The 22831-nt window shown below is 69.9% G+C and carries 24 protein-coding genes; 13 read left to right on the top strand and 11 right to left on the bottom strand.

Annotated features, from left to right (window positions below):
- Positions 1-137 precede the first annotated feature (137 nt).
- The 3 genes from ACS5Q7_RS13560 to ACS5Q7_RS13550 are packed head-to-tail and all read right to left on the bottom strand — an operon-like array spanning position 138 to position 2852.
- Complete coding sequence (locus ACS5Q7_RS13560) at positions 138-1310, bottom strand: sensor histidine kinase (protein ID WP_478339839.1); 1173 nt, start codon at positions 1308-1310, stop codon at positions 138-140.
- Positions 1311-1318: 8 nt separating this feature from the next.
- Positions 1319-1744, bottom strand: coding sequence for a response regulator (locus ACS5Q7_RS13555; RefSeq protein ID WP_478339838.1), 426 nt, complete (start codon positions 1742-1744; stop codon positions 1319-1321).
- Positions 1728-2852 (bottom strand): sensor histidine kinase, encoded by a 1125-nt coding sequence (locus tag ACS5Q7_RS13550; RefSeq protein ID WP_350416852.1) that lies wholly within the window; start codon positions 2850-2852, stop codon positions 1728-1730. Before ACS5Q7_RS13550 ends, ACS5Q7_RS13555 begins: the two co-directional genes overlap by 17 nt.
- A 176-nt stretch (positions 2853-3028) precedes the next feature.
- On the opposite strand from ACS5Q7_RS13550, the gene ACS5Q7_RS13545 reads away from it, so the two are divergent.
- From ACS5Q7_RS13545 to ACS5Q7_RS13535, 3 genes are all read left to right on the top strand, one after another.
- Complete coding sequence (locus tag ACS5Q7_RS13545; protein ID WP_393958224.1) at positions 3029-3238, top strand: hypothetical protein; 210 nt, start codon at positions 3029-3031, stop codon at positions 3236-3238.
- Positions 3239-3278: 40 nt separating this feature from the next.
- Positions 3279-3914 (top strand): glutathione S-transferase family protein, encoded by a 636-nt coding sequence (locus ACS5Q7_RS13540; protein WP_478339837.1) that lies wholly within the window; start codon positions 3279-3281, stop codon positions 3912-3914.
- 438 nt (positions 3915-4352) lie between these two features.
- Entirely contained in the window at positions 4353-4865 is a 513-nt protein-coding gene (locus ACS5Q7_RS13535; RefSeq protein ID WP_393958221.1) for a hypothetical protein, read from the top strand.
- Between the two features lie 168 nt (positions 4866-5033).
- Here ACS5Q7_RS13535 and ACS5Q7_RS13530 read toward each other — a convergent pair whose 3' ends face one another.
- The 7 genes from ACS5Q7_RS13530 to ACS5Q7_RS13500 all read right to left on the bottom strand — a co-directional run bounded on the left by ACS5Q7_RS13530 (position 5034) and on the right by ACS5Q7_RS13500 (position 12318).
- Positions 5034-7178: a sodium-translocating pyrophosphatase gene (locus ACS5Q7_RS13530; protein ID WP_478339836.1), complete on the bottom strand. Its 2145-nt coding sequence runs from the start codon at positions 7176-7178 to the stop codon at positions 5034-5036.
- 257 nt (positions 7179-7435) lie between these two features.
- Positions 7436-8434: a thiamine-phosphate kinase gene (thiL, locus tag ACS5Q7_RS13525; protein WP_478340130.1), complete on the bottom strand. Its 999-nt coding sequence runs from the start codon at positions 8432-8434 to the stop codon at positions 7436-7438.
- Positions 8431-8943, bottom strand: a complete 513-nt coding sequence (gene nusB / locus ACS5Q7_RS13520) for a transcription antitermination factor NusB (RefSeq protein ID WP_478340129.1) — start codon at positions 8941-8943, stop codon at positions 8431-8433. The genes thiL and nusB overlap by 4 nt, the downstream gene beginning before the upstream one ends.
- Positions 8944-8954: 11 nt before the next feature.
- Positions 8955-9437: a 6,7-dimethyl-8-ribityllumazine synthase gene (gene ribH / locus ACS5Q7_RS13515; RefSeq protein ID WP_478339835.1), complete on the bottom strand. Its 483-nt coding sequence runs from the start codon at positions 9435-9437 to the stop codon at positions 8955-8957.
- A 72-nt stretch (positions 9438-9509) separates the two neighbouring features.
- A complete protein-coding gene (locus tag ACS5Q7_RS13510) occupies positions 9510-10073 on the bottom strand; it encodes a carboxymuconolactone decarboxylase family protein (RefSeq protein ID WP_478339834.1) in 564 nt (187 codons plus the stop codon).
- 127 nt (positions 10074-10200) lie between these two features.
- Complete coding sequence (hisS, locus tag ACS5Q7_RS13505) at positions 10201-11721, bottom strand: histidine--tRNA ligase (protein WP_478339833.1); 1521 nt, start codon at positions 11719-11721, stop codon at positions 10201-10203.
- A gap of 93 nt (positions 11722-11814) precedes the next feature.
- On the bottom strand, positions 11815-12318 hold the full coding sequence (locus tag ACS5Q7_RS13500) for a DUF3429 domain-containing protein (protein WP_478339832.1): 504 nt from the start codon (positions 12316-12318) through the stop codon (positions 11815-11817).
- A gap of 360 nt (positions 12319-12678) precedes the next feature.
- Here ACS5Q7_RS13500 and rho point away from each other — a divergent pair, with 360 nt between their 5' ends.
- From rho to ACS5Q7_RS13450, 10 genes are all read left to right on the top strand, one after another.
- Positions 12679-14022, top strand: coding sequence for a transcription termination factor Rho (gene rho / locus ACS5Q7_RS13495; RefSeq protein ID WP_342162432.1), 1344 nt, complete (start codon positions 12679-12681; stop codon positions 14020-14022).
- A gap of 119 nt (positions 14023-14141) precedes the next feature.
- Positions 14142-14747 carry a PAS domain-containing protein gene (locus ACS5Q7_RS13490; protein ID WP_478339831.1) on the top strand — a complete coding sequence of 202 codons (606 nt, stop codon included), beginning with the start codon at positions 14142-14144 and terminating at the stop codon, positions 14745-14747.
- Positions 14748-14906: 159 nt separating this feature from the next.
- Entirely contained in the window at positions 14907-15518 is a 612-nt protein-coding gene (locus tag ACS5Q7_RS13485; RefSeq protein WP_478339830.1) for a Maf family nucleotide pyrophosphatase, read from the top strand.
- An 18-nt stretch (positions 15519-15536) separates the two neighbouring features.
- Complete coding sequence (locus ACS5Q7_RS13480) at positions 15537-16499, top strand: cation diffusion facilitator family transporter (protein ID WP_478339829.1); 963 nt, start codon at positions 15537-15539, stop codon at positions 16497-16499.
- Positions 16496-17326, top strand: a complete 831-nt coding sequence (locus tag ACS5Q7_RS13475) for a shikimate dehydrogenase (protein ID WP_478339828.1) — start codon at positions 16496-16498, stop codon at positions 17324-17326. The genes ACS5Q7_RS13480 and ACS5Q7_RS13475 overlap by 4 nt, the downstream gene beginning before the upstream one ends.
- A complete protein-coding gene (coaE, locus tag ACS5Q7_RS13470; protein WP_478339827.1) occupies positions 17323-17952 on the top strand; it encodes a dephospho-CoA kinase in 630 nt (209 codons plus the stop codon). Before ACS5Q7_RS13475 ends, coaE begins: the two co-directional genes overlap by 4 nt.
- Positions 17953-17983: 31 nt before the next feature.
- Entirely contained in the window at positions 17984-18703 is a 720-nt protein-coding gene (gene dnaQ, locus ACS5Q7_RS13465) for a DNA polymerase III subunit epsilon (protein WP_478339826.1), read from the top strand.
- 93 nt (positions 18704-18796) lie between these two features.
- Positions 18797-19216: a CopG family transcriptional regulator gene (locus ACS5Q7_RS13460; RefSeq protein ID WP_478339825.1), complete on the top strand. Its 420-nt coding sequence runs from the start codon at positions 18797-18799 to the stop codon at positions 19214-19216.
- Between the two features lie 26 nt (positions 19217-19242).
- Entirely contained in the window at positions 19243-20442 is a 1200-nt protein-coding gene (locus tag ACS5Q7_RS13455; RefSeq protein ID WP_478339824.1) for an extracellular catalytic domain type 1 short-chain-length polyhydroxyalkanoate depolymerase, read from the top strand.
- 22 nt (positions 20443-20464) lie between these two features.
- Positions 20465-21349: a TIGR01459 family HAD-type hydrolase gene (locus ACS5Q7_RS13450; protein WP_478339823.1), complete on the top strand. Its 885-nt coding sequence runs from the start codon at positions 20465-20467 to the stop codon at positions 21347-21349.
- A gap of 4 nt (positions 21350-21353) precedes the next feature.
- Here the strand turns inward: ACS5Q7_RS13450 and ACS5Q7_RS13445 are convergent, their stop codons facing one another.
- A complete protein-coding gene (locus ACS5Q7_RS13445; protein ID WP_478339822.1) occupies positions 21354-22739 on the bottom strand; it encodes an aminotransferase-like domain-containing protein in 1386 nt (461 codons plus the stop codon).
- Between the last annotated feature and the right edge of the window lie 92 nt (positions 22740-22831).

Below are 22831 nucleotides of genomic sequence, written 5' to 3'. Positions count from 1 at the left end.
TTGTCCACTAGCGGACTTCCTGGCGGGAAGATGTCCGATACCTGACAAGTGACGCCAAAGTCGTCCAGGGAGGCGCCGTTTTTCCCGAGCTGACGGAGGCTTCGTCACCTCCGAACGGTCAGGGTTGTCGGTTGAGGTCAGGAAGCCGACGCTGCGGAGGCGGGAACCTGTCTGGCCACGAGCGGTGCAGGCAGACGGAACCGGAAGGTCGTGCCCCGGTCGACGGCGCTCGTCACGGTCAGCACGGCGCCCTGTCGCTCGACGAGGTCGCGACACAGTAGCAGGCCGAGCCCGCTTCCCCGCTCGCCCGCCGTGCCGTTCGTAGTGGTCCGCCTATCCAGCCGGAACAGGTCGTCGACCTTGCCCGGCGGCATGCCGACCCCGGTATCCGTAACGGAGATCTCGACGTCGTCCCCATCCTGGCGGCCCGCGACGGAAATGGTCCCGCCGGGCAGCGTGAACTTGACGGCATTGCCGACAAGGTTGCGCAACACCGTGGTCAGCATGTCCCGCTGCGCACGGACGATGATCCCGCCGCAGGAAACCTCGATGGTCAGCCCCTTGTCCGAGGCGGCTTCCGCCGCGCCCCGCACCACCTCGTTGGTCACGGCTTCGAGGTCGACGTCGGTCAGGGTGACCGCCATCGTATCCATCTGCAGGCTCGCCCAGGAGAACAGGCTTTCCAGCAAGGCGTAGGCTTGCGTCGCCGCCTCGTGGATACCCTTCGCCCGACGCTCGATGGAGGCGGGCTCGCGCGCCGCGACAGCTTTCCCGAGAACCTCCGACAGGCCAAGGAGAGCCTGGAACGGGTTGCGCAGGTCGTGGGCGATGATCGAGAACAGCAGCGACTTCTGTCTGTTCAGCGTGTCGAGTTCGAGCGACTTCGCCTCCGCCTCGCGCCGCGCGGCGGCGAGCTCGTCCTGGAACGCCCGACGCGCCGCGGCGAAGCGTATCGCCCGGGCGAGGCCTGAGGGCGTGACCTCGGCCTTGTCGAGGTAGTCCAACGCGCCGGCTCGCATCAGCCGGGTCGCGAGCTCCGGGTCGGCCTCGCCGGTCAGCATCAGCACCGCCCGCGCCTCGCCCTCCGCCGCGAGCAACGTCTTGAGCAGAGCGAAGGTGTCGATGCCCGGCAGCCGGTAGTCGAGCAGCACGCAGTCGAAGGTCGCCTCGGAGGCGAGGAGCAGGCCTTCCTCGCCGCCGGACGCCTCGGTCAGGGTATGCTTGAGCCCCGACTTGGCGAGCGCCCGCCGGACGGCCGCACGGTCGACCGCATCGTCGTCGATCAGGAGGATGCGGGTCGGGTGCGTCACAGCGAAGACTATGCAGGAAACTCGACGACCTTCCAGTAGTGCTCCAGCAACGCCACCGCCTCCATGAAGGTGTTGGCCGGATCGCGCTTGACGATGTAGCCGGCCACGTTGTGCCCGTAGGCGCGCATCCGGTCCTCGTCCGCCTTCGACGTGGTGATCATGAACACCACCGCCGAGCGCAGGTCCTCGTCGGCGCGCAACGCCTCCAGGAACTCGATGCCGTTCATGCGCGGCATGTTCAGGTCGAGCAGGATCAGGTGCGGCTTCGGCAGCCGCTCACGTCCGTTCTCGCCACGCAGGATCTCAAGCGCCTCGATGCCGTCGCGGGCGACCGTGATCGGGTTGCCGATCCTGCTTTTCTTGAAGGCGCGCTTGAGCCCCTGGACGTCGACCTCGTCGTCGTCGACCAGCAGGATGTTAACCGTCGAGCCCATCCGCCTGTCCCTTCCGGCCGTCGCGCGGCCACGTGAAATGCACCGCCAGCCCGCGCCCGTCCGGCCCATCGGCGAGCCAGACCTTTCCGCCCTGGCGGTCGACCAGCTTGCGCACGATGGCGAGCCCCATGCCGCTGCCCTCGACCTCGTCGCGGGGCTTGAGCGTCTGGAACATGCCGAACACGCGCTCGCGGAACTGTTCGGGAATGCCGGGGCCGTCGTCTGTCACGACGAACTCGACCACGTCCCCTGCCGACCTCGCCTCGACCCGGATGTGTCCCTCGGCCGGCCGGTCGTGGTGCTTGATGGCGTTGCCGATCAGGTTCTGCAAGGCCTGGGTCAACGGGGCCCGTGCCGCCTGTAACGTCGGCAGGGAAGCATCCGCCGTTATGGCGAAGCCCTCTGGAGGGCTGACCAGCACGGCGAGTTCCTCGACGAGGGCCTTCGTGTCCACCGTGTCCATCGTCGCGTCGGCCCGCCCCGCCCGCGAGTAGGCGAGGAGGTCGTCAAGTAGGCTGTCGAGCCGCCGAACCCTACTCTTGAGGAGCTCCATGTTGGTCCGGACGTCGCCGGTCAGGGAGTCTTCCAGGTCCTCCTCGATCCACCCGACGAGGTTCTCGATGCCGCGCAGCGGCGCCTTGAGGTCGTGGGAGGCGACGTAGGCGAACTGCTCCAGTTCCTCGTTCGAGCGGCGCAGGTCGATGGCGTGGCGCGCGAGCCGGCGCTCCATCCCCTTGCGCTCGGTGATGTCGGTGTTGGTCCCGAACCAGCGCAGGATGCGTCCGTCCGGCCCGCGATGGGGTTGGGCCAGCGACAGGAACCAGCGATACTCGCCGTCGGCGCCGCGGAGCGGGAATGTGTCCTTCCACGGCTCGCCCGTCCGGAACGCCTCGCCGATGCGGTCCACCACGCGCTCGACGTGGTCGGGGTGGTGGACGTCGCGCCAGCCCCAGCCCCGCATCTGCTCGATGGTGGTTCCGGTATAGTCGTACCAGCGCCGGTTGTACCAGATGATGTCGCCGCTCGGCTCGGCGACCCAAGCCATCTGCGGCAGTGCGTCCGCGAGGGCGCGGAAGTCGTCCGTGGTCAGGTTCGCGGCACGCTCCACGCGCGGGTCTCCATGGCGATGGGCTCGGAATGCGGCCGGACCCGCATACCCCTTGTCGGCTTGCCCGTCACCGCACCCTGCAAGGGCCGCATCGCGGGACCGGTACGCCGGGAACCGGCATGCCGTCGGCAGATTGGCTTCCCGAGCCGGGGTTGCAACCGGCTGGGAGGAACGCGATGTCGACGGATACCGAGAAGCACAGGGCGCTGCTGGGTGCCCTCAGGGAGGCGCAGGGCAAGGGGGACGGCTCCTTCGAGCGGGCGGTGACGGAGGCCTTCGAGCACGTCTTCGAACATCTGGGACGCCTGAACGACCACGTCTCCCTGAGCGGTCCCGACGGTGGCGACCCGCACCTCAAGCCCGGCGAATCCCCCACCTTGCGATAGGGGCCGGGACCGACGGAAGCCGCGAGACGGAAGGGACCGCATGATCACGCTGTACACTTGGTCGACCCCGAACGGCCGCAAGATCCCGATCATGCTGGAGGAGTGCGGCCTGCCCTACACGGTGGTGCCGGTGAACATCGGCAAGGACGAGCAGTTCGCCCCCGACTTCCTGAAGGTCTCGCCCAACAACAAGATCCCGGCCATCGTCGACGACGAGGCCGAGGGCGGGCCGTTATCCGTGTTCGAGAGCGGCGCGATCCTCACCTACCTCGCTGAGAAGACCGGGCGCTTCCTCGCCCCCTCGGGGGCTTCCCGCTACAAGGCGCTGGAATGGCTGCACTGGCAGATGGGCGGCCTCGGGCCGATGCTGGGGCAACTCGGCTTCTTCGCGGTACGCTCCGACGAGAAGGCGCCGCTGGCCATCAAACGGTTCACTGACGAGGCCGACCGCCTGCTGCGCGTCATGGACCGGCGTCTAAGTGAGGGGCCGTACCTGGCGGGGGCGGACTACTCCATCGCCGACATCGCCTGCTATGCCTGGACCTTGGCGGCGACGTCCTTCTTGAAGGAGCCGCTCGCGGGTACGCTCGTCAACACCCCGAACGTGCATGCATGGCTGGCGCGGGTCGGCGAGCGGCCCGCCGTCGGGCGCGGCATGGAGGTCCCCAAGACCTGAGCGCCGAAGCCCGTGTTGGCCCGAACGCCAGACAGGGGACCGTCCAACGGCGGAAACGTGTGCCGTCCTTTGCGTTGGCCCGGGCACGGGAGACATCAGGATGAGTGACGGCACCAAACCCGACGACCTGCCGCCGGTGGACGAGGGGACCGGCCTTCCGACGCCGCCAAGCCCGGGGCGGTTGCCGCCACCACACCTGCCGCCGCCCCCGGACGAACGAGGCCCACCTTCCGAAGCGGACGAAACGGGCGAAGGAGGATGACCGACCGCTCGCGGCGCAAGCGTGGGACGTATGCTGCGGCCGTTGCGGCGCGTCCATGCGTCCGACCGGTAGGCTCGTTCCCCCGTCGTCGGTGGCTGCCATGGATGGTGACAGGTCGTTCGGGAACCACTGGCGTTCTCGTGACCTGATCCCGTCCAACGAATTGGGAGCCCCGCATGCGCCTCGCCATCGCTACCATCGCCCTGTCGGGGATGACCTTCGTCGCCCATGCGGAAGCGCCAGCGGATGCCGTGGCCATCGGTCCCTGGAAGGTTGAGGCGGTCTCGAAAGGCCCGAAGTTCGAGCGATGCACGATGACCCGGACGACGGATGACGGGGTCGAGGTACGGTTCACCCGTGACGCGGACGGACTCGACCTGACGATGAGCTCGCCGAAGTGGAAGCTCGGGCGCGGGAAGAGCTATCCGGTCGAACTCGCCGCCGGGTCCTCGACGCTGCAGGCGGATGTGGCCGCCTCCGGCAATACGGTGTCGTTGCCGGTGAAGGACGAGAAGTTTCTGCGGTCGCTCAAGCTCGCGGATGGCCTGGACGTGAAGGGCGAGGGCGCGACCATTAAGGTGGCGCTGGATAAGAGCGCGGCCGCCCTCGACCGATTGGAGGCGTGTTACGCCAAGAACGGCTCGGCCACCGAGACCAACCCGTTTGTTGCGCCAAGCGGAAAGCCGTAGGGATTGACCGCCTCGGCATGGATCTGGGCCAAACTTCGCCTTCATAGCCAAAATCGCCGGGAAATGAAGGCAAGGGGCCGCTGATTGAACAGCGACCCCTTGTTTACTCTAGGTTTATCCGATGCGGAACTTTGATGTCCCGAAACTGATCATTGGATCGGCTATCACTTAAGCGTGCGCCAGCACCGCCAGCAGCAGCAGGGCGATGATGTTGGTGATCTTGATCGCCGGGTTCACGGCCGGGCCGGCGGTGTCCTTGTAGGGGTCGCCGACCGTGTCGCCGGTCACAGCGGCCTTGTGGGCCTCGGACCCCTTGCCGCCGTGGTGGCCGTCCTCGATGTACTTCTTGGCGTTGTCCCAGGCGCCGCCGCCCGAGGTCATCGAGATCGCGACGTAGAGCCCGGTGATGATCACGCCGAGCAGCATCGCGCCGACCGTGGCGAAGGCCTGGGACTTTCCGGCGATGGGCTGGATGACGAAGAACAGCACGATCGGCGACAGCACCGGCAGGAGCGAGGGGACGATCATCTCCTTGATCGCCGCGCGGGTGAGCATGTCGACCGCCCGGCCGTAATCCGGCCGGTCGATGCCCTGCATGATGCCGGGCTTCTCGCGGAACTGGCGGCGGACCTCCTCCACCACCGCCGAGGCGGCGCGGCCCACGGCGGTCATGGCGATGCCCGCGAACAGGAACGGGATCAGCCCGCCGAGCAGCAGCCCGACGACGACGTAGGGGTTCGAGAGGGAGAAATCGACGCTCACGCCCTGGAAGAAGCGGTACTGCGTCGGGCTCGCATTGGCGATGAAGTAGTTCAGGTCCGAGGTGTAGGCCGCGAACAACACCAGGGCGCCGAGGCCCGCCGAGCCGATGGCGTAGCCCTTCGTCACCGCCTTGGTGGTGTTGCCCACCGCGTCGAGGGCATCGGTGGACTTGCGCACGTCCGGCGGCAGGCCCGCCATCTCGGCGATGCCGCCCGCGTTGTCTGTCACCGGGCCGAAGGCGTCCAGCGCCACGATGAAGCCCGCGAGCGCCAGCATCGCCGTCACCGCAATGGCGATGCCGAACAGGCCGGCGAGCGCGTAGGTCGCGATGATGCCGGCCACGATCACGATGGCCGGCAGCGCGGTCGATTCCAGCGAGATCGCCAGACCCTGGATCACGTTGGTGCCGTGGCCGGTGACGGAGGCATCGGCGATGGACTTCACCGGCCGGAAGTTCGTGCCGGTGTAGTACTCGGTGATGACCACGATCAGCGCCGTGATGGCGAGCCCGATCACCGCGCAGCCGAGCAGGCCGCCGGCCGTGAAGGTGACGCCGGTGGAGGTGGTGAAGGCGGTCGAGAACCCGCCGAACATCGCGTAGGTCACGGCGGCGATGGCGACGATGGAGAGCGCGCCCGCCGCGATGAGCCCCTTGTACAGGGCGCCCATGATCGACTGGTTGGCGCCGAGCCGCACCGCATAGGTGCCGGCGATGGAGGTGACGATGCAGGCTGCGCCGATGGCGAGCGGGTAGAGCATCATCGGCTCCAGCACCGACCGGCCGGTGCCGGTGGGGCCGGAGAAGAAGATCGCCGCCAGCACCATCGTGGCGACCACCGTCACCGCGTAGGTCTCGAACAGGTCGGCGGCCATGCCGGCGCAGTCACCCACGTTATCGCCGACGTTGTCGGCGATGGTGGCGGGGTTGCGCGGATCGTCCTCCGGGATCCCGGCTTCGACCTTCCCGACGAGATCGCCGCCGACATCGGCGCCCTTGGTGAAGATGCCGCCGCCGAGGCGGGCGAAGATCGAAATCAGCGAGGCGCCGAAGCCCAAAGCCACCAGCGCGTCGATCACCTCGCGGCTCGACGGGTCGAGCCCGGCGCCGCGGGTCAGCACGAGGTAGTAGAGGGCAACGCCCAGCAGCGCGAGGCCCGCCACCAGCATCCCCGTGACGGCGCCCGACTTGAACGCCACGTCGAGGCCGGCGCCCAGCGAGAAGGACGAGGCCTGCGCCGTGCGCACGTTCGCCCGCACCGAGACGTTCATGCCGATGAAGCCGGCCGCGCCCGAGAGGACGGCGCCGATCAGGAAGCCGAAGGCGACCTTGAGCCCGAGGAACACGGCGAGCGCCACGAACAGCACGATCCCGACGAGGCCGATGGTGAGGTACTGGCGCTTGAGATAGGCCTGCGCACCCTCGGCGATCGCCCCCGCGATCTCCTGCATGCGCTGCGTGCCCGCGTCGCGTTTCATCACGTCGGTGATCGTGACGATGCCGTAGGCGATGGCGCAGAGCCCGCCTACGATGATCAGAATCAGGGGAAGCATTCGACCGTCCTTGGGTTTTGGATGCCTGGCTGGGGCTTGTCGTTGACGAGCTCGGCCGTCGAGGCCGCGGGACGAGACGCTCGGATTCGGGCTTTCCTTCCCAGAACCATGCATTGATTGCCAAACTTCGCCGCAGAGCGCAAACGAGACCTTCGGATCATCGTGGCTTTTGGTGCATTGCGAAATAAAAGCGTTTTGCCGGCGCGTTTTCTTCGCAGGTGCGACGGGGAAGAACTTGAGGTGGGGGAGCCCCGGCCTCAGAAGTGGCTGAAGGATCCCGCCGCGAAGACGCGGTGCGTGCCGTCCGCCATCGCGAAGGCGGGCGGGCCATCGCCCGCGATGACCGTGCCGACGGCGCTCATCGGGATGCCGGTGGCGGCGGCTTCGGCCAGGAAGGCGTCGAGGCGTTCGGGCGGGACGGCGCAGAGAATCTCGTAATCGTCGCCGCCGGTCAGGATCGGCGCGATCAGGCCGGGTTCGGCGGCGAGGGCGGCCGTCGCGGCGGGGGAGAGGGGCACCGCATCGGCCTCGATGACGGCGCTGCGGCCCTCGCTCAGCATCTTGGCAAGGTCGCCCGCGAACCCGTCCGACACGTCCATAGAGGCGCTCGCATGACGGCGCAGGACGGGCGCGAGGGCGAGGCGCGGGCGCGGATGCCAGTAGCGGTCGGCGAGGTGGTCGCGCATCGCGCCATCGAGGGCCAAGGCCCAGGCGGGTCGCCGGCGGAGGAGGAGCCCGAGGGCGCCGTCGCCCAGGGTGCCGCTGACGCAGAGCCGGTCGCCGATCCGCGCGCTCGTGCGCCGCACGATCCCGCCCTGGGGTACCTCGCCGAAGACGGTCACACCGATCAGCGCCGGGCCGCCGGAGCGCACCGTGTCGCCGCCCAGCAGCGGGCAGCCGGCCGCGTGCGCGGCTTCGCCGAGCCCCGCCGTGAAGGCCGCGAGCCATGCCTCCGACCAATCGTCGGGCAGGGCCAGCGTCAGGAGAAAGCCGCGCGGCACCGCGCCCTTGGCGGCGATGTCCGACAGGTTCACCCCGAGCGCCTTGCGGGCGATGGAGGCGGGGGGATCGTCGGGGAAGTAGTGGACACCCGCGACGATGGCGTCGGTCGTCAGGACGAGGTCGCAGCCGGGGGAGGGCGTGAGGGTGGCGGCGTCATCGCGCATCCCATCGGCCCCGGGGCCGGCGAGGGGGGCGAAGTAGCGGGCGATCAGCCCGTCCTCGCTCGGGCGCGGCGCCCCCCCGGACACGCTCAGCCCCGCTTCGTGCCGGGCTTCTCGGATACTTCGTCGGGCCGGACCTGCCGGGCGAGGCGGTCGAGCACGGCGTTCACGAGGCCGGGCTCGTCGGCGTTGTAGAAGCTGTGCGTGACGTCGACATATTGCGAGATCGCGGCGCGCGCCGGCACGTCGGGGCGGAACATCAGCTCGTAGGCGCCCGCGCGCAGGATGGCGCGCAGCACGGTCTCGATCCGGCGCAGGGGCCAGCCCTGGCTCAGGGCGGCGTCGAGCTGCGGGTCGATGGCGCGCTGCTCGTCCACGACGCCGCGCAGGAGATCGCGGAAGAAGGCGGTCTCGGCGGGGGGATGGACGATGCCGTCGATCTCCCGGCCGATCCAATGGGCCTCGAACTCGGCGAGCGCGTCGAGGACGCCCTTGCCGGAGATGTCCATGTCATAGAGCGCCTGCACTACGGCGAGCCGGGCGCCGCTGCGTGGGTTGATCGCGGGGGACTTGCCCTCCTGAACGGTCTCGCCCTCGGCCATGCGGTCCTCCGTCATCGTGCCGCCGCCCGCTTGATCGCCAGCACCGCCAGCGCCGCCTCGGCCGCGCCGCCGCCCTTGTCCATGTCGGAGACGCGGGCGCGGGCCCAGGCCTGCTCCTCGTTCTCGACGGTCAGGATGCCGTTGCCGAGCGGAATGTGCCGCTCGACCGACAGGTCCATGAGGGCGCGGGCGCTCTCGCCCGCGACGATGTCGTAATGGCCGGTCTCGCCACGGATCACGCAACCGAGCGTCACCACGGCGTCGTAGGCGCCGGTCTCGAACAGGATCGCCACGGCGGCGGGAATTTCCAGGGCGCCGGGCACGGTGACGACATGGGCCTGTGCGCCGGCGGCCTCGATGGCGGCGCGGGCGCCGGCCAGGAGTTCGTCGGCGAGGCCGTCGTAATAGCGGGCCTCGACGACGAGGATGCGGGCTCCGGCGACGCTGGGGTCGGCGGGGCGGCGCGCCGCGTCGGCGCGGGTATGGGCGACCATGGCTCTCGTCCGGCCGGAGGAAGAAGGATGGCGGGGGTTAGACCGAAGCGGCCGCCGCCACAAGCGGGGGCGTCACGGCACCAGCGGCGGCAGGGGGCGCGGGGCGCCCTCCGGCAGAGCGGTGCGGGCGACGTTCATCGTCATGGCGAGGAGCGCGTAGTAGCCGTTGATGCCGGTGAGGTCGATCGCGCCCTGCTCCCCGAACCGGGCGACGAGGGCGGCGTAGGTTGGTTCGCTCACCGCGCGGTTGCGCTGGAGTTCGAGGGAGAAATCGTAAGCCAGGGCCTCGTCCTCGCTCATCGTGGTCGGGCGGCGCCCTTCCGCGAGGGCGGCGGCCGTCTCCGGGGCGACGCCGGCCTTGAGGGCGATGGGGTGGTGGATGTGCCACTCCACCTGCTGGCTCCATTCCCGCGCCACGATCAGGATCGCGAACTCGCTGATCCGCAGGGGCAGCACGCTGTTGTAGCGCAGGTAGAGCCCCATCCGGCTCGCGCATTGCATCATCTCGGGGCTGCGCAGCAGCGGCGTGAACGGCCCGAAGACCGGCACTCCGCGCTCAGCCTGGAACACGGCGGCGGCCTCCCGCTGCGCGTCGGTGAGGGCCTCGGCCGGGAGCTCCGGCATGCGGTCGGTCATCATCATCTCCTTTTCCGTCCTTGCGAGCAAAGCGAAGCAATCCAGGGCGGCTCCACCTCTGGAAGCGGCCCGCTGCCCTGGGTCGCTTCGCTGCGCTCGCGATGACGGAGCGGGTGAAGTCCGCGTCTCAGAAATGCCGCGCCAGCACGGCCCGCACCTCGGCCACCATGTCCATCTCGGCGCAGGAGAACTGGGCCGGGCGGGCGGCCTTCCACTCGGCGTTGCTGCCGATGGTCTCGGCGGCGCGGGCTCCCTCGATCAGGTCCTTGATCTGCACTTCGCCGGCCACGCGCTCGTTCGAGCCCTGGATGATCGCCACCGGCGCCCTGCGGCGGTCGGCGTATTTCATCTGCGCCTTCATGCCGGCGGTGCCGAGATAGAGCTCGGCCTTGATGCCGTCCGCCCGCAGGAGGGCGACGAGGCGCTGGTAATCGGCCATGTTCTCGCGGTCTAGGACGAGCACCACCACCGGGCCGGGGGCCTCGGTGCCGGCGAGCAGCGGGCTCTTCACCAGTTGCAGGGCCGAGAACAGGCGCGACACGCCGATGGAGAAGCCGGTCGCCGGCACGGGCTCGGCGCGGAAGCGTCCGACGAGCCCATCGTAGCGCCCGCCGCCGGCCACCGAGCCGAAGCGCACCACCTGCCCGTCCTCGTTGGTGACGGGGAAGGTCAGTTCGGCCTCGTAGACCGGGCCGGTATAGTATTCGAGGCCGCGCACCACGCTCGGGTCGGCGCGGATCACGTCGTGGCCGTAGCCCGCGGCGCCGCAGAGGCGCATCATCGCGTGCAATTCGGCGATGCCCTCGCGGCCGGTCTCGGATTCGCCCACCGCCGCGTGCCAGCCCTCGAAGAACCGTTCCCAGAACGCCACCCGGTCGGCGCCCTCGCCCGGATCCGCCTGAAGGGAGACGTAGGCGAGGATGCGCTCGGCCGCCGCCTCGTCGAGGCCGGCGCCCTTGGTGAAGTCGCCGCTCTCGTCCTTGCGGCCGCGCCCGAGGAGGTCGCGCACGCCGTCGACACCGAGGCGGTCAAGCTTGTCGATGGCCCGCAGCACGGTGAGGCGCTGTCCCGCCTTGTCGGCGCCCGCGAGGCCGGCGGCCTCCATCACTCCGTCGAGAACCTTGCGGTTGTTGACCTTCACCACGAACTGCCCGGCCAACCCGAGGCGGTTCAGGGTGTCGGCCATCAGCATGCAGATCTCGGCATCGCCCGCCACGGTCGGCGCGCCGACGATGTCTGCGTCGAACTGCATGAACTGGCGGAAGCGGCCCGGCCCCGGCTTCTCGTTGCGGAAGACGTAGCCGTTGCGGAAGCTGCGATAGGGCTTGGGCAGGGAATCGAAGTTTTCGGCCACGAACCGGGCCAGCGGCGCGGTGAGGTCGTAGCGGAGCGACAGCCACGCCTCGTCGTCGTCCTGGAACGAGAACACGCCGGCATTCGGCCGGTCGAGGTCGGGCAGGAACTTGCCCAGCGCCTCGGTGTACTCGACGAAGGGCGTCTCCAGCGCCTCGAATCCGTAGAGCTCGAAGCTCGCGCGGATCGTCTCCAGCATCCGCGCCTGCGCGGCGATCTCGCCCGCGCGCCGGTCCACGAAGCCGCGGGGCAGGCGGGGCTTCAGGGTGTCGGCCCGGTTTTCGCCCTTCGACATGGCTGTGATTCGTTTCGCTTTTTGCCGCGCCCCGAGGGGGCTTCTCGTGGCGGGCTCTAGCGCAGGCGGTCGGGAAGCGGCAAGCGCGGCCCGTCAGTAGGGGGCGTTGAGCTTGATCCAGAGCACCACCGCGAGGCTCACCACGGCGATCGGCATCTGGATCGGCCGCAGGCGGGCATGGGCCAGGGGCACGCTGCCGCTGCGGGCCTCCAGCGGGTCGAGCACGGCGACCAGCGCGTAGCCGAGGATCAGCATCGACAGGCCGAGGACGACCTTGCCCGTCACCACGGTGATCAGGCTCCCGAGGCCGAGCCCGTAGAGCACGAGCATCGTCACCATCTGCGACAGGCGCGGGCCGCCCTCGGTGCGGAAGCTGACGCCCCGGTGCACGCCGGCCAGGAAGCACAGGATCGAGGCCGAGTAGAGCAAGGTCACGAGGATGACGAGGTAATCGAGCGGCTGGCCCTGCAGCCACCACGCGCCGAAGGCCCCCGCCGCGATCGGCACCATCGGCCCGAAACCGAACACGAGGTCGAGCCACGGGATCCGGCGCGGCTCGTGGGCGACGATGGTGCGGCCGGTGGCGTCATCGAGCATGCAAACGGTCTTTCGCAATCCTGTCGTGGAACCCGTCCGAGGTTCCGTCCGGCCTTCGCTGCGGCGCGGTGAACGGCAGGAGGAACGGGCACGCGCGGGCCGGGTTCCCGGCGCGTCCGCCACCGGAAGACGGAAGGCCCTTGAGCCGGTGGCGAAAACACGGTATGAAGGTCATGCCCTCCTCACAAGGTCAGCGCCGTAGCGCGCCGGTGAGCCCTCAGGGTCCTGCCAAGACGGTTCGCCATAGTCGATGTACGGGCCACACGCCGCGGTGCGGCCCGCCCTCCGGCGCCTCTCCCCGGGGCGTTTGACGCGAAACCGACCTCCCTGTCCCGTCCCTTCGTCGGTCCTATAGACTCCATGACGCCAGACTCCGACGCCCTCGCCGATCTTGAGACCGTTGAGCCGGCCGAGACGCCCATCGCCGCCCTCGAGGGCATGCGGGAGGTGAAGCTCTCCGAACTCAAGGCCAAGACGCCGACCGAACTCACCGCCTTCGCCGAGGAGGTCGAGGTCGAGAACGCCTCGACCATGCGCAAGCAGGAGCTGATGTTCGCCATCCTGAAGCAGCTCGCTTCGAAGGATGTCGAGATCATCGGCGCCGGCACCGTCGAGGTGCTGCAGGACGGCTTCGGCTTCCTGCGCTCCAGCGATTCGAACTACCTGCCGGGTCCGGACGACATCTACATCTCGCCGACCCAGATCCGCCGCTTCGGCCTGCGGACCGGCGATACCGTCGAGGGGCCGATCCGCGGCCCCAAGGACGGCGAGCGCTATTTCGCGCTCCTCAAGGTCAACACGATCAATTTCGAGAACCCCGAGAAGATCAAGCACAAGGTCCATTTCGACAACCTGACGCCGCTCTTCCCCACGAAGCGGTTCAAGCTCGAGCTGGACAACCCCACCAAGAAAGACTTCTCGCCCCGCATCATCGACATCGTGGCCCCGATCGGTAAGGGGCAGCGCGCCCTGATCGTGGCGCCGCCGCGCACGGGTAAGACCGTGCTGATGCAGAACATCGCGCAGTCGATCACCCTCAACCACCCCGAGTGCTACCTGATCGTGCTGCTCATCGACGAGCGGCCGGAGGAAGTCACCGACATGCAGCGCTCGGTGAAGGGCGAGGTCATCGCCTCCACCTTCGACGAGCCGGCCACCCGCCACGTGCAGGTCGCCGAGATGGTGATCGAGAAGGCCAAGCGCCTCGTGGAGCATGGCCGCGACGTGGTCATCCTGCTCGACTCGATCACCCGGCTAGGCCGCGCCTACAACACGGTGGTGCCGTCCTCCGGCAAGGTGCTGACCGGCGGTGTTGATGCCAACGCCCTCCAGCGGCCGAAGCGCTTCTTCGGCGCCGCCCGCAACATCGAGGAGGGCGGCTCGCTCTCCATCATCGCCACGGCGCTGATCGATACCGGGTCGCGCATGGACGAGGTGATCTTCGAGGAGTTCAAGGGTACCGGTAACTCGGAGATTATTCTCGATCGGAAGGTCTCCGATAAAAGAATCTTCCCCGCCATCGACATCACCCGGTCGGGCACGCGCAAGGAAGAGCTTCTGGTCCCGCCGGATTCGCTCAAGAAGACCTATGTACTGCGCCGCATCCTCAACCCGATGGGCGTCACCGACGCGATTGAATTCTTGCTGGACAAGCTGCGTCAGACGAAAACGAACACTGATTTCTTCGATTCCATGAATACCTAAAATTCAAGTGAACCTTGATAAAACCTGCTTGTTTGTCGTGTAAGACTCGGTAGATACTCATTCACGGCCACAATTTTCTGGGGGCGTTGATGGGGTCTCGTTTGGGCCGTCGGACTGCTATGCCGACGGCCGACAGTGATGTTGGCCTGTGGCAGGTCGATGCGAGCACGAATCTCGCCACACTCGACCGGCGCGCGGCTGCATTGCTGCAAGTTGAGGGCCATAGCCCCGATCGCCCCGTGCATCTGGAAGAGGTGATGAGCCGCGTTCAGGACGAGGATCGCGACCTGATGCGGGAGGTCCACCTGGACGTGACGCGCAGCGGCGGCCCCTTCCTGAGCGAATTCCGGGTCATCGACGCGGAGGGCAACATCCGCTGGGTCCAGATCCGTGGCCAATATGCGCTTGGCATGGGCGGCGTGATGACGGGCCGGGGTGTCTTGCTCGATGTCACGGACATCCATGCGTGGTCCGGTTCGATTCCCAGCCATGCCGGTGTGATGACGGTGCGGCAGCCGCCGACGGCGGCGCCCGCTCCGGCTTCCGACCCGCTGGCCGATGCCGCCGGGCTGGCCGTTGAGCTGCGCAAGGCGTTGGGCCGGACCGGCCATGGCGCGCTGCGGCTCGCGGCGGACCTGCTCCTGTGGGAGATCAACACCGCCATCGCCGAGCGCCATGTCATCAGCGACAAGGCGGTGCCCGGTCTGACGCGCAAGGCGCGTTGACAATCGGCTAACCGATTCCTGCCAAGGTCTCGTCAGGGGCCAAGTGGCGTAGCGGCCCCAGCGACAGCCCTGCCGCGCGGTTCGAATCCGCCGGTGGGGCGCGTCGCACAACACGGCCCATCCCCTTGCGGCTGCGAAGCGTTCCGTGACACTGGGGCGATGACCTCCCCCTGGCTCGGCCCGGCGCCGCTCCTCCTCGCCTCGACCAGCGCGACACGGCGCCTGCTCCTCGACAGCGCGGCCCTGCCCGTCGAGACCGAAGCGCCCGGCGTCGATGAGCGCGCGGTGGAGGCGGCCTCCGCCGGCCTCTCGCCCGTCGATCTCGCGAAGGCGCTGGCCCGCGCCAAGGCCGAGGCGGTCGCCGCCTGCCATCCCGATCGCGTGGTGATCGGCGCCGATCAGGTGCTCGACCTCGACGGCACGGTGTTCCACAAGCCCGCCGACCTGGATGCCGCGCGGCAGCATCTCGCCCGTCTCGCGGGGCGCACCCATGCGCTCCATTCCGCCGTCGCCCTGGTGCGGAACGGGCGGGCCGATCTCTTCGTCGAGACGGCGCGGATGACGATGCGCCCCCTCGCAGCGGAGGCCATCGAGGCCTACCTCGCCTGTGCGGGCGAGGCGCGGGTCCGTGCCAGCGTCGGCGGTTACCAGCTCGAAGGGCCGGGCATCCACCTGTTCGCGCGGGTGGAGGGCGACCACAGCACGGTCCTCGGCCTGCCGCTGATGCCGCTGCTGGCCCGGCTGCGGGACGCCGGCCTGCTGCGCTTCTAGGACGAGGGGGGACGATCCTTGGCGGGACACGACCATTCGCACGGGAGCCATGGCCACGGCGACCATTCCCACGCGGGCCATTCCCATGGGGCCCATTCCCATGCGCCGAAGCATTTCGGCACGGCCTTCGCCCTCGGCATCGCCCTGAACACGGTCTTCGTGGTGGTCGAGGCCGGCTACGGCTACGCCGCCAACGCGATGTCCCTCGTGGCCGATGCCGGCCACAACCTGTCCGACGTGCTCGGCCTGATCGCGGCCTGGGTCGCCTCGGTGCTGGTGCACCGCCAGCGGACGGCCCGCTTCACCTACGGGTTGCGGGGCTCCTCGATCCTGGCGGCGCTGTTCAACGCGGTGTTCCTGCTGATCGCCATGGGGGCGGTGATGTGGGAGGCGGTTCTGCGCCTCCTTTACCCCGAGCCGGTGGCGGGGGTGACGGTGATGGTGGTGGCCGCCATCGGCATCCTCGTGAACGGGATCACGGCGTGGCTGTTCGTGAGCGGCGCCAAGGACGACATCAACATCAGGGGCGCCTTCCTGCACATGGCGGCGGATGCGGCGGTCTCGGCCGGCGTGGTGGTGGCGGGTCTCGTCATCTGGATGACCGGCCTCGCCTGGATCGATCCGGCGGTCAGCCTCGTCGTGGCGGGCCTCGTGGTCTGGGCGACCTGGGGGCTCCTGCGCGACAGCGTCGCCATGTCCCTGAACGCCGTGCCGCCGCAGATCTCCCCCGCCGCCGTCGAGGGATTTCTGCGCGAACGCCCCGGCGTGGCGGACCTCCACGACCTCCACATCTGGTCGATGAGCACGACCAGCGTGGCGCTCACCGCCCATCTGGTGATGACGCAGGGGCACCCCGGCAACGGCTTCCTGGTGGAGACCTGCGAGGGCCTGCGCGCGCGGTTCGGCATCGGGCACGCCACCCTTCAGATCGAGGAGGCGGGCGGGCCCGATTGCCGCCTCGCCGGAGCCTGCGCGGCATGATCAAGGCCTTCGTCGCCGGGCACCCCATCGCCCATTCGCGCTCGCCGCTGATCCACGGGCACTGGCTCGCCGAGCACGGGATCAGTGGCTCCTACGAGCGGATCGACGTGTCGCCGGCCGACTTCCCAGCCTTCCTGCGCGGCCTGCCCGAATCGGGCTTCGCGGGGGGGAACGTCACCATCCCGCACAAGGAGGCGGCCTTCGCGCTGGCCGACACGCTGACCGAGCGGGCCCAGCGCATCGGCGCGGTGAACACCCTCGTCGTCGGCGGCGACGGCCGGGTCCACGGCGACAACACCGACGCGCCGGGCTTCTGCGCCCATCTCGACCAGAGCCTCGGCACCGCATGGCCGGAGCGCGGCGAGGCGGTGATCCTGGGCGCGGGCGGCGCGGCGCGCGCCATCGTGGTCGGCCTCGCGGAGCGGGGCGTCTCCCGCATCCGCGTCGCGAACCGCACGCCGGCCCGGGCCGAGGCGGTCGCTGCCCTGGCACCGGGCATCGCCCAGCCCCTCGCCTGGGATGACCTGCCCGCCGCGCTGGACGAGGCGGGGCTTCTCGTGAACACGACCTCGCTCGGCATGAAGGGCCAGCCGCCGCTGGCGATCGACCTCGCGCCGCTCCCGGCAGGGGCGGCGGTGGCCGATATCGTCTACGCACCCCTGGAAACGGAACTCCTCACCGCCGCGCGGAAACGGGGGCTCGCGGCGGTCGACGGGCTCGGGATGCTGCTGCACCAGGCGGTGCCGGGCTTCGAAGCGTGGTTCGGCGTGCGCCCGCAGGTGACGGCGCGCCTGCGCGACCTCATCGTCGCGGATCTCCGGCCGTGAGCGGCAGGCCCTTCGTCCTGGGGCTCACCGGCTCCATCGGCATGGGCAAGTCGGCCACCGCCGCTCTGTTCGCCCAGCGCGGCGTGCCGGTCCACGATGCCGACGCGGCGGTCCATGACCTCTACGGGCCGGGCGGCGCGGCGGCGCAGGCCATCGGCCGCGAATTTCCCGGAACGCTCGATGCGCAGGGCGGCGTCGACCGCGCGGCCCTGCGGGAAGCGGTGCTCGGCGACGCCGCGCGGCTGAAGCGGCTCGAATCCCTCGTCCATCCCCTGGTGCGGCGGGAATCGGAGGCGTTCCTCGCCCGGCACGCGGATGCGCCGCTCGTCGTCCTCGACATCCCGCTCCTTTTCGAGACCGGCGGGGAGGGGCGCTGCGACGCCGTCGCGGTGGTGAGCGCCCCGGCCGCGATCCAGCGCGAGCGGGTGCTCGCTCGCCCCGGCATGACCGAGGCGGCCTTCGCGGCGATCCTCGCGAAGCAGATGCCGGATGCGGAAAAGCGGGCGCGGGCCGATTACGTCATCGACACGGGGAGCGGGTTTCCGGCGGCGGAAGCGGCCGTGGCGCGGATCGTGGCGGACCTGACCGCCTCACCGTCGGTGGCCCCCATTCCCGGAAAGGCGTAGGGTCGCCGCCCGACCGGCAGGGCCAGACAGAATGCTGCGCGAGATCGTCCTCGACACCGAGACCACCGGCACCGAAGCCCAGAACGGCGACCGGCTCATCGAAATCGGCGCCGTGGAGCTGTTCAACCACATCCCCACCGGCCGCACCTTCCACTGCTACATCAACCCGCAGCGGGCGGTCTCCGAGGGGGCCTATGCCGTGCACGGGCTCTCGGACACGTTCCTCGCCGACAAGCCGGTCTTCGCCAAGATCGTGCCCGACCTCCTCGACTTCCTCGCCGACGGGCGCCTCGTCATCCACAACGCGCCCTTCGACGTGGGCTTCCTCAACATGGAATATGCCCGGCTCGGGGCCGCCGCCCCGCCGCCGATCCGCCTCGAGGACGTGGTCGACACCCTGCCGATGGCCCGGCGCAAGCATCCGGGCGCGGCCAACAACCTCGATGCCCTCTGCTCCCGCTACGGCATCGACAACTCCCGGCGCACCAAGCACGGCGCGCTCCTCGACGCCCAGATCCTCGCCGAGGTCTATGTCGAGCTGCTCGGCGGCAAGCAGACGAGCCTCGGCCTCCTCGTGGCCGAGGCCGCCGCCCCCGCCGCCTCCGACATCTCCGGCGCGACGGGGCAGGGGCCGCGCACCTTCCGCAGCCGGTTGACGGATGCCGAACGCGAGCGCCACGATGCCTTCCGCGCGAGCCTCGGCGCCAACGCGATCTGGGCGGATTACATCGGGACCGCCGATCCCGCGTGACGCCGATCCGCCATGCTGCAATGCGGCGGAATTCTATTGCAATGCAAAATAGCCCCTCTATATACCATCCACACGGATGGTAGAGGGTCGGCGATGGCACAGGGCCATGGGTTGGCCGGCGCGCGGGTGCCGGAGAGCGAGAAGATCACGATCAACCTCGGCCATGTCGACCTGGGCTACGTGGATCTGCTCGTCGCGGAGGGCGTCTATGCCAACCGCAGCGATTTCATCCGCACGGCGATCCGCAACCAGATCGGGCGCCATTCCGACATCACCAAGCAATCGGTGGAGCGCCGCAGCGTCGAGCTGGGTCTCTGCCGGATCGGCCGGGCCGACCTCGAGGCGGCCCGCGCCGAAGGGCGGATGCTCGACATCCGCGTCCTCGGGCTCGCAACGATAGGGCCCGACGTCACCCCCGAACTCGCCCGCGAGACCATCGGCACGTTGACCGTGCTCGGCAGCCTCCAGGCCAGCCCCGCCGTCCGTGCGGCGCTGGCTGACCGCCTGCGCTGACCGCAACCCGAGACGAGGCGACCCCCATGTCCGACATCTTCGGCAAGTCCGACCAGACGTCCGGGAAACGTCCCTCCGGCGATCCCCTCTCGGATCTCGCGGAGGCCACCCGGCTGACCGGCCTCGGCCGGCTGGAGGAGGCGACGGCCCTCATCCAGCGCACCCTCACCGGGCGCGGCGGCTCGCCCTCGTCGAATGCCGCGACCCCCCATCGCCACGGCGCGGCCGACCCGTCGCCCAGCCTGCGCGTCCGCGAGGTGGTGGAGACCATGGTGCGCGGCATCGCGCCCGTGCTGAAGGGCCTCGGCCATCGCCCGCCCGCCCCGCCCCCGGAGCGGAGCGGCGGCACCAGCGCCTTCCTGCCGCGCAGCCATGCGGTCGCCGCCGGCGCGCGGGATTACAAGTTGTTCGTGCCGAGCAGCCCCCAGGCGCCCGCGCCCCTCGTGGTGATGCTGCACGGCTGCACCCAGAACCCGGACGATTTCGCCGCCGGCACCGGCATGAACGTGCTGGCCGAGCGCCTGGGTCTGTTCGTGGCCTACCCGGCGCAGAGCCGGTCGGCCCATCCGCAGAAGTGCTGGAAGTGGTACGATCCGGGCGACCAGAGCCGGGAGAGCGGCGAGCCGGCGATCATCGCGGGCATCACCCGCGCGATCATGGACGCCTATCCGATCGATCCGGCACGGGTGTACATCGCGGGCATGTCGGCGGGCGGCGCGGCGGCGCTCAACATCGCCCATGCCTACCCGGATCTCTACGCCGCCGTGGGCGTGCATTCGGGGCTCGCGGCCGGCTGCGCCCGCGACCTCGGCTCGGCGCTGATGGCGATGCAGGTCGGTGCTCCCGGCCTCGGCACCGGGCCGAACTTCGGCGCGCCGGTCGCGAACAAGCGCATCCCCACCATCGTCTTCCACGGCATGGAGGACAACACGGTGAGCGTGCGCAACGCCGACCAGATCCTCGCCCAGGCCGAGGCCGCCGGCCTTACCGCCGGCGCGGAGCATTTCGAGGGGGCGAGCGACCGCTTCGGCGGCCATCCCTTCACCCGCACCCGCTTCACCGACCGCCAGGGCCGTGTCGTGGTGGAGGATTGGCGCATCCGGGGCGCCGGCCACGCCTGGTCGGGCGGGCGGCCCGAGGGCTCCTACACCGACCCGGAGGGGCCGGACGCCTCGCGGGCGATGCTCGATTTCTTCGCCGAGCACACGCTCGCGAAATCCCATTGATGCCAACGACCAGGATTGTTCGATGACCGCGCCGATCCCCACCCTTGCCGGCCTGTCCGGGATCGCGGAGGAGCGTGACCTGATCCTCTGCGATGTCTGGGGCGTGCTCCACGACGGCCAGACGGCGCATGTCGCGGCGGGCGAGGCGCTGATCCGCTTCCGCGCCCTGCCGGGTCCGCGGCGGCGGCGGGTGGTGCTGGTCTCGAACGCCCCCCGTCCGGGGGACGGCGTCGGACGCATCCTCGACCGGTTCGGCGTCCCGCGCGAGGCCTATGACGCGATCCTCACCTCCGGGGACCTGACCCGCGAGCTGATCGCGGCCCGGCCCGGCGCGCGCATCCGCCATCTCGGACCGGAGCGCGACCTCGGCGTGTTCAAGGATCTCGACCTCACCCTCGTGCCGGAGGACGAGGCCGACCTCGTCGTCTGCACGGGCCTGTTCGACGACCGCGCCGAGACGGCGGACGATTACCGCGACGAACTCACCCGCCTCGCCCGGCGCGGTCTGCCGATGATCTGCGCCAACCCCGACCTCGTGGTCGAGAGCGGCAACCGGCTGATCCCCTGCGCCGGGCTGCTCGCCGCCGCCTATGCCGATCTCGGCGGCGCGGTGGTCTATGCCGGCAAGCCGCACCGGCCGGTCTACGAGGCGGCCCTCGCCCTCGCCGCCTCCCTCGACGGCGGCCCGCCCGACGACAAGGCCCGCGTCATCGCCATCGGCGACGCGATCCGCACCGACATCGCCGGGGCGAGCGCCTTCGGCATCGCGAGCCTCCTCGTCGCCCGGGGCATCCACGCGGAGGAACTGGGCGTGACGGCCGACCACCACACCCTCGGCGACATCGCCGCATGGCTCAGCCGGCAGACGGTGCATCCCGATGCGGTGATCGAGCGGCTGGTCTGGTAGGGCCTCAGCCCAGTACCGCGCGCAGGCCTTCCATCACCCGTGGGTCGGCGCAATGGCCGACATTGAAGCGCAGGAAGTCCCGCCAGCCGCCGGAGGGGCTGAACACCACGCCGGGGGCGAGCAGCATGTTCCGCGAGAGCGCGCGGCGGGCCACGTCGGCGGCGTCGCGCCCGTCCGTCAGGCGCATCCAGAGGAAGTAGCCGCCGCGCGGCTCTGCCCAGATCCGCAGGCCGCAGCCCGAGAGATCGCGGGAGACCTGCGCCATCGCCCCCGCCAGCCTCCGGCGGGTCTCGGCGACGGTGCGGCGGTAGCTGCCGTCGGTCAGGAGACCGTGGGCCAGGGCGGCGCAGACATGGCCGTTGCCGAGGCTCAGCGCGAGCTTCAAATCGACCAGCGGCTCGACCCAATCCGGCCGCAGGGCGATCCAGCCGCAGCGGGCGGCGGCGGTGAGCGTCTTCGAGAAGCCGCCGATCTGGATCACCCGCTCGAACCCGTCGAATCCGGCGAGGCGGGGCGCCGCGTCGGGTTCGAGATCGCCGAAGATCTCGTCCTCCACCACCAGGGTCTCGTGCGCCTCGCACAGGCGCAGGATGCGGTGGGCCGTGGCCGGGAGGAGGCTCGTGCCGGTCGGATTCTGGAGCGCCGAGTTCGTCAGGTAGAAGCGCGGCCGGTGCTCCGCCAGGAGCGCGGCGAGCGCCGCGAGATCCGGTCCCTCCGGCGTCATCGGCACGCCGATCACCGTGGCCCGCTGCGCCCGCAGCAGGGCGACGAAGTTGAAGTAGCAGGGATCGTCCACCAGCACCGTGTCGCCGGGCTGGAGCAGGAACCGGCCGATCAGGTCGAGCGCCTGCGTCGCGGAATCGACGAGGACGATCTGGTCCGGGTCGGCGACCACGCCCTTTTCCGCCCCCCGCCGGGCGATCAGCGCCCGCAGCGGGCCGTATCCCAGCGGCTGGTCGTAGCGGGTCAGGACGGCGGTGTCGGCCCGGGCCACCGCCCGCAGGCCCCGCCGCACCGCCTCGTCGGGCAGCCAGCTCTCCGGCAGGTTGCCGCCCCCCGGCGTCATCATGGTCGAGCCGGCGAGCGCCGATTGCTTGGCGAGCCAGAGCGGATCGACCGCGCGGTCGAGTTCCGGCGCCATCGCCTTCAGGCAGAGCGGCCTCGTCTTGCCCGCCACATAGAAGCCGGAGCCCGGCCGGGAAACGATCGCCCCCTCGGCGGCCAGCCGCTCATAGGCCTCGACCACGGTGGATTTCGACACGCCCATCGCCTCGGCCTGGGCGCGCACCGAGGGGATCCGCGCGCCGGGGGGCAGCGCCCGCGCCGCGATGCGCTGGCGGATGCCGGCGGCGACGGCCTCCGTGCGGCCGATCTGATCTGCGAGGCTCATCCGTACTGGTCCAATCTTCGGACAATTCGGGCGAACCGTACGAAATCGTCCCTGTCTTTCCTAGGGCACGGGCGGCATCCTTGCCCCTCATC

The sequence above is a fragment of the Methylobacterium sp. Gmos3 genome (assembly GCF_056430985.1).
Note: the sequence above shows the minus strand (reverse complement) of the source record. Positions and strands in the feature narration are given on the sequence as shown.

Coding starts and splice junctions, on each gene's coding strand:
- ACS5Q7_RS13490 (WP_478339831.1), top strand. CDS start 14,142: ATGCCGACGGCCGACAGTGATGTTGGCCTGTGGCAGGTCGATGCGAGC.
- ACS5Q7_RS13510 (WP_478339834.1), bottom strand. CDS start 10,073: ATGACCGACCGCATGCCGGAGCTCCCGGCCGAGGCCCTCACCGACGCG.
- ACS5Q7_RS13540 (WP_478339837.1), top strand. CDS start 3,279: ATGATCACGCTGTACACTTGGTCGACCCCGAACGGCCGCAAGATCCCG.
- ACS5Q7_RS13530 (WP_478339836.1), bottom strand. CDS start 7,178: ATGCTTCCCCTGATTCTGATCATCGTAGGCGGGCTCTGCGCCATCGCC.
- ACS5Q7_RS13460 (WP_478339825.1), top strand. CDS start 18,797: ATGGCACAGGGCCATGGGTTGGCCGGCGCGCGGGTGCCGGAGAGCGAG.
- ACS5Q7_RS13445 (WP_478339822.1), bottom strand. CDS start 22,739: ATGAGCCTCGCAGATCAGATCGGCCGCACGGAGGCCGTCGCCGCCGGC.
- ACS5Q7_RS13455 (WP_478339824.1), top strand. CDS start 19,243: ATGTCCGACATCTTCGGCAAGTCCGACCAGACGTCCGGGAAACGTCCC.
- dnaQ (WP_478339826.1), top strand. CDS start 17,984: ATGCTGCGCGAGATCGTCCTCGACACCGAGACCACCGGCACCGAAGCC.
- ACS5Q7_RS13555 (WP_478339838.1), bottom strand. CDS start 1,744: ATGGGCTCGACGGTTAACATCCTGCTGGTCGACGACGACGAGGTCGAC.
- ACS5Q7_RS13500 (WP_478339832.1), bottom strand. CDS start 12,318: ATGCTCGATGACGCCACCGGCCGCACCATCGTCGCCCACGAGCCGCGC.
- hisS (WP_478339833.1), bottom strand. CDS start 11,721: ATGTCGAAGGGCGAAAACCGGGCCGACACCCTGAAGCCCCGCCTGCCC.
- ACS5Q7_RS13450 (WP_478339823.1), top strand. CDS start 20,465: ATGACCGCGCCGATCCCCACCCTTGCCGGCCTGTCCGGGATCGCGGAG.
- ACS5Q7_RS13475 (WP_478339828.1), top strand. CDS start 16,496: ATGATCAAGGCCTTCGTCGCCGGGCACCCCATCGCCCATTCGCGCTCG.
- rho (WP_342162432.1), top strand. CDS start 12,679: ATGACGCCAGACTCCGACGCCCTCGCCGATCTTGAGACCGTTGAGCCG.
- ACS5Q7_RS13485 (WP_478339830.1), top strand. CDS start 14,907: ATGACCTCCCCCTGGCTCGGCCCGGCGCCGCTCCTCCTCGCCTCGACC.
- nusB (WP_478340129.1), bottom strand. CDS start 8,943: ATGGCCGAGGGCGAGACCGTTCAGGAGGGCAAGTCCCCCGCGATCAAC.
- ACS5Q7_RS13545 (WP_393958224.1), top strand. CDS start 3,029: ATGTCGACGGATACCGAGAAGCACAGGGCGCTGCTGGGTGCCCTCAGG.
- ribH (WP_478339835.1), bottom strand. CDS start 9,437: ATGGTCGCCCATACCCGCGCCGACGCGGCGCGCCGCCCCGCCGACCCC.
- ACS5Q7_RS13535 (WP_393958221.1), top strand. CDS start 4,353: ATGCGCCTCGCCATCGCTACCATCGCCCTGTCGGGGATGACCTTCGTC.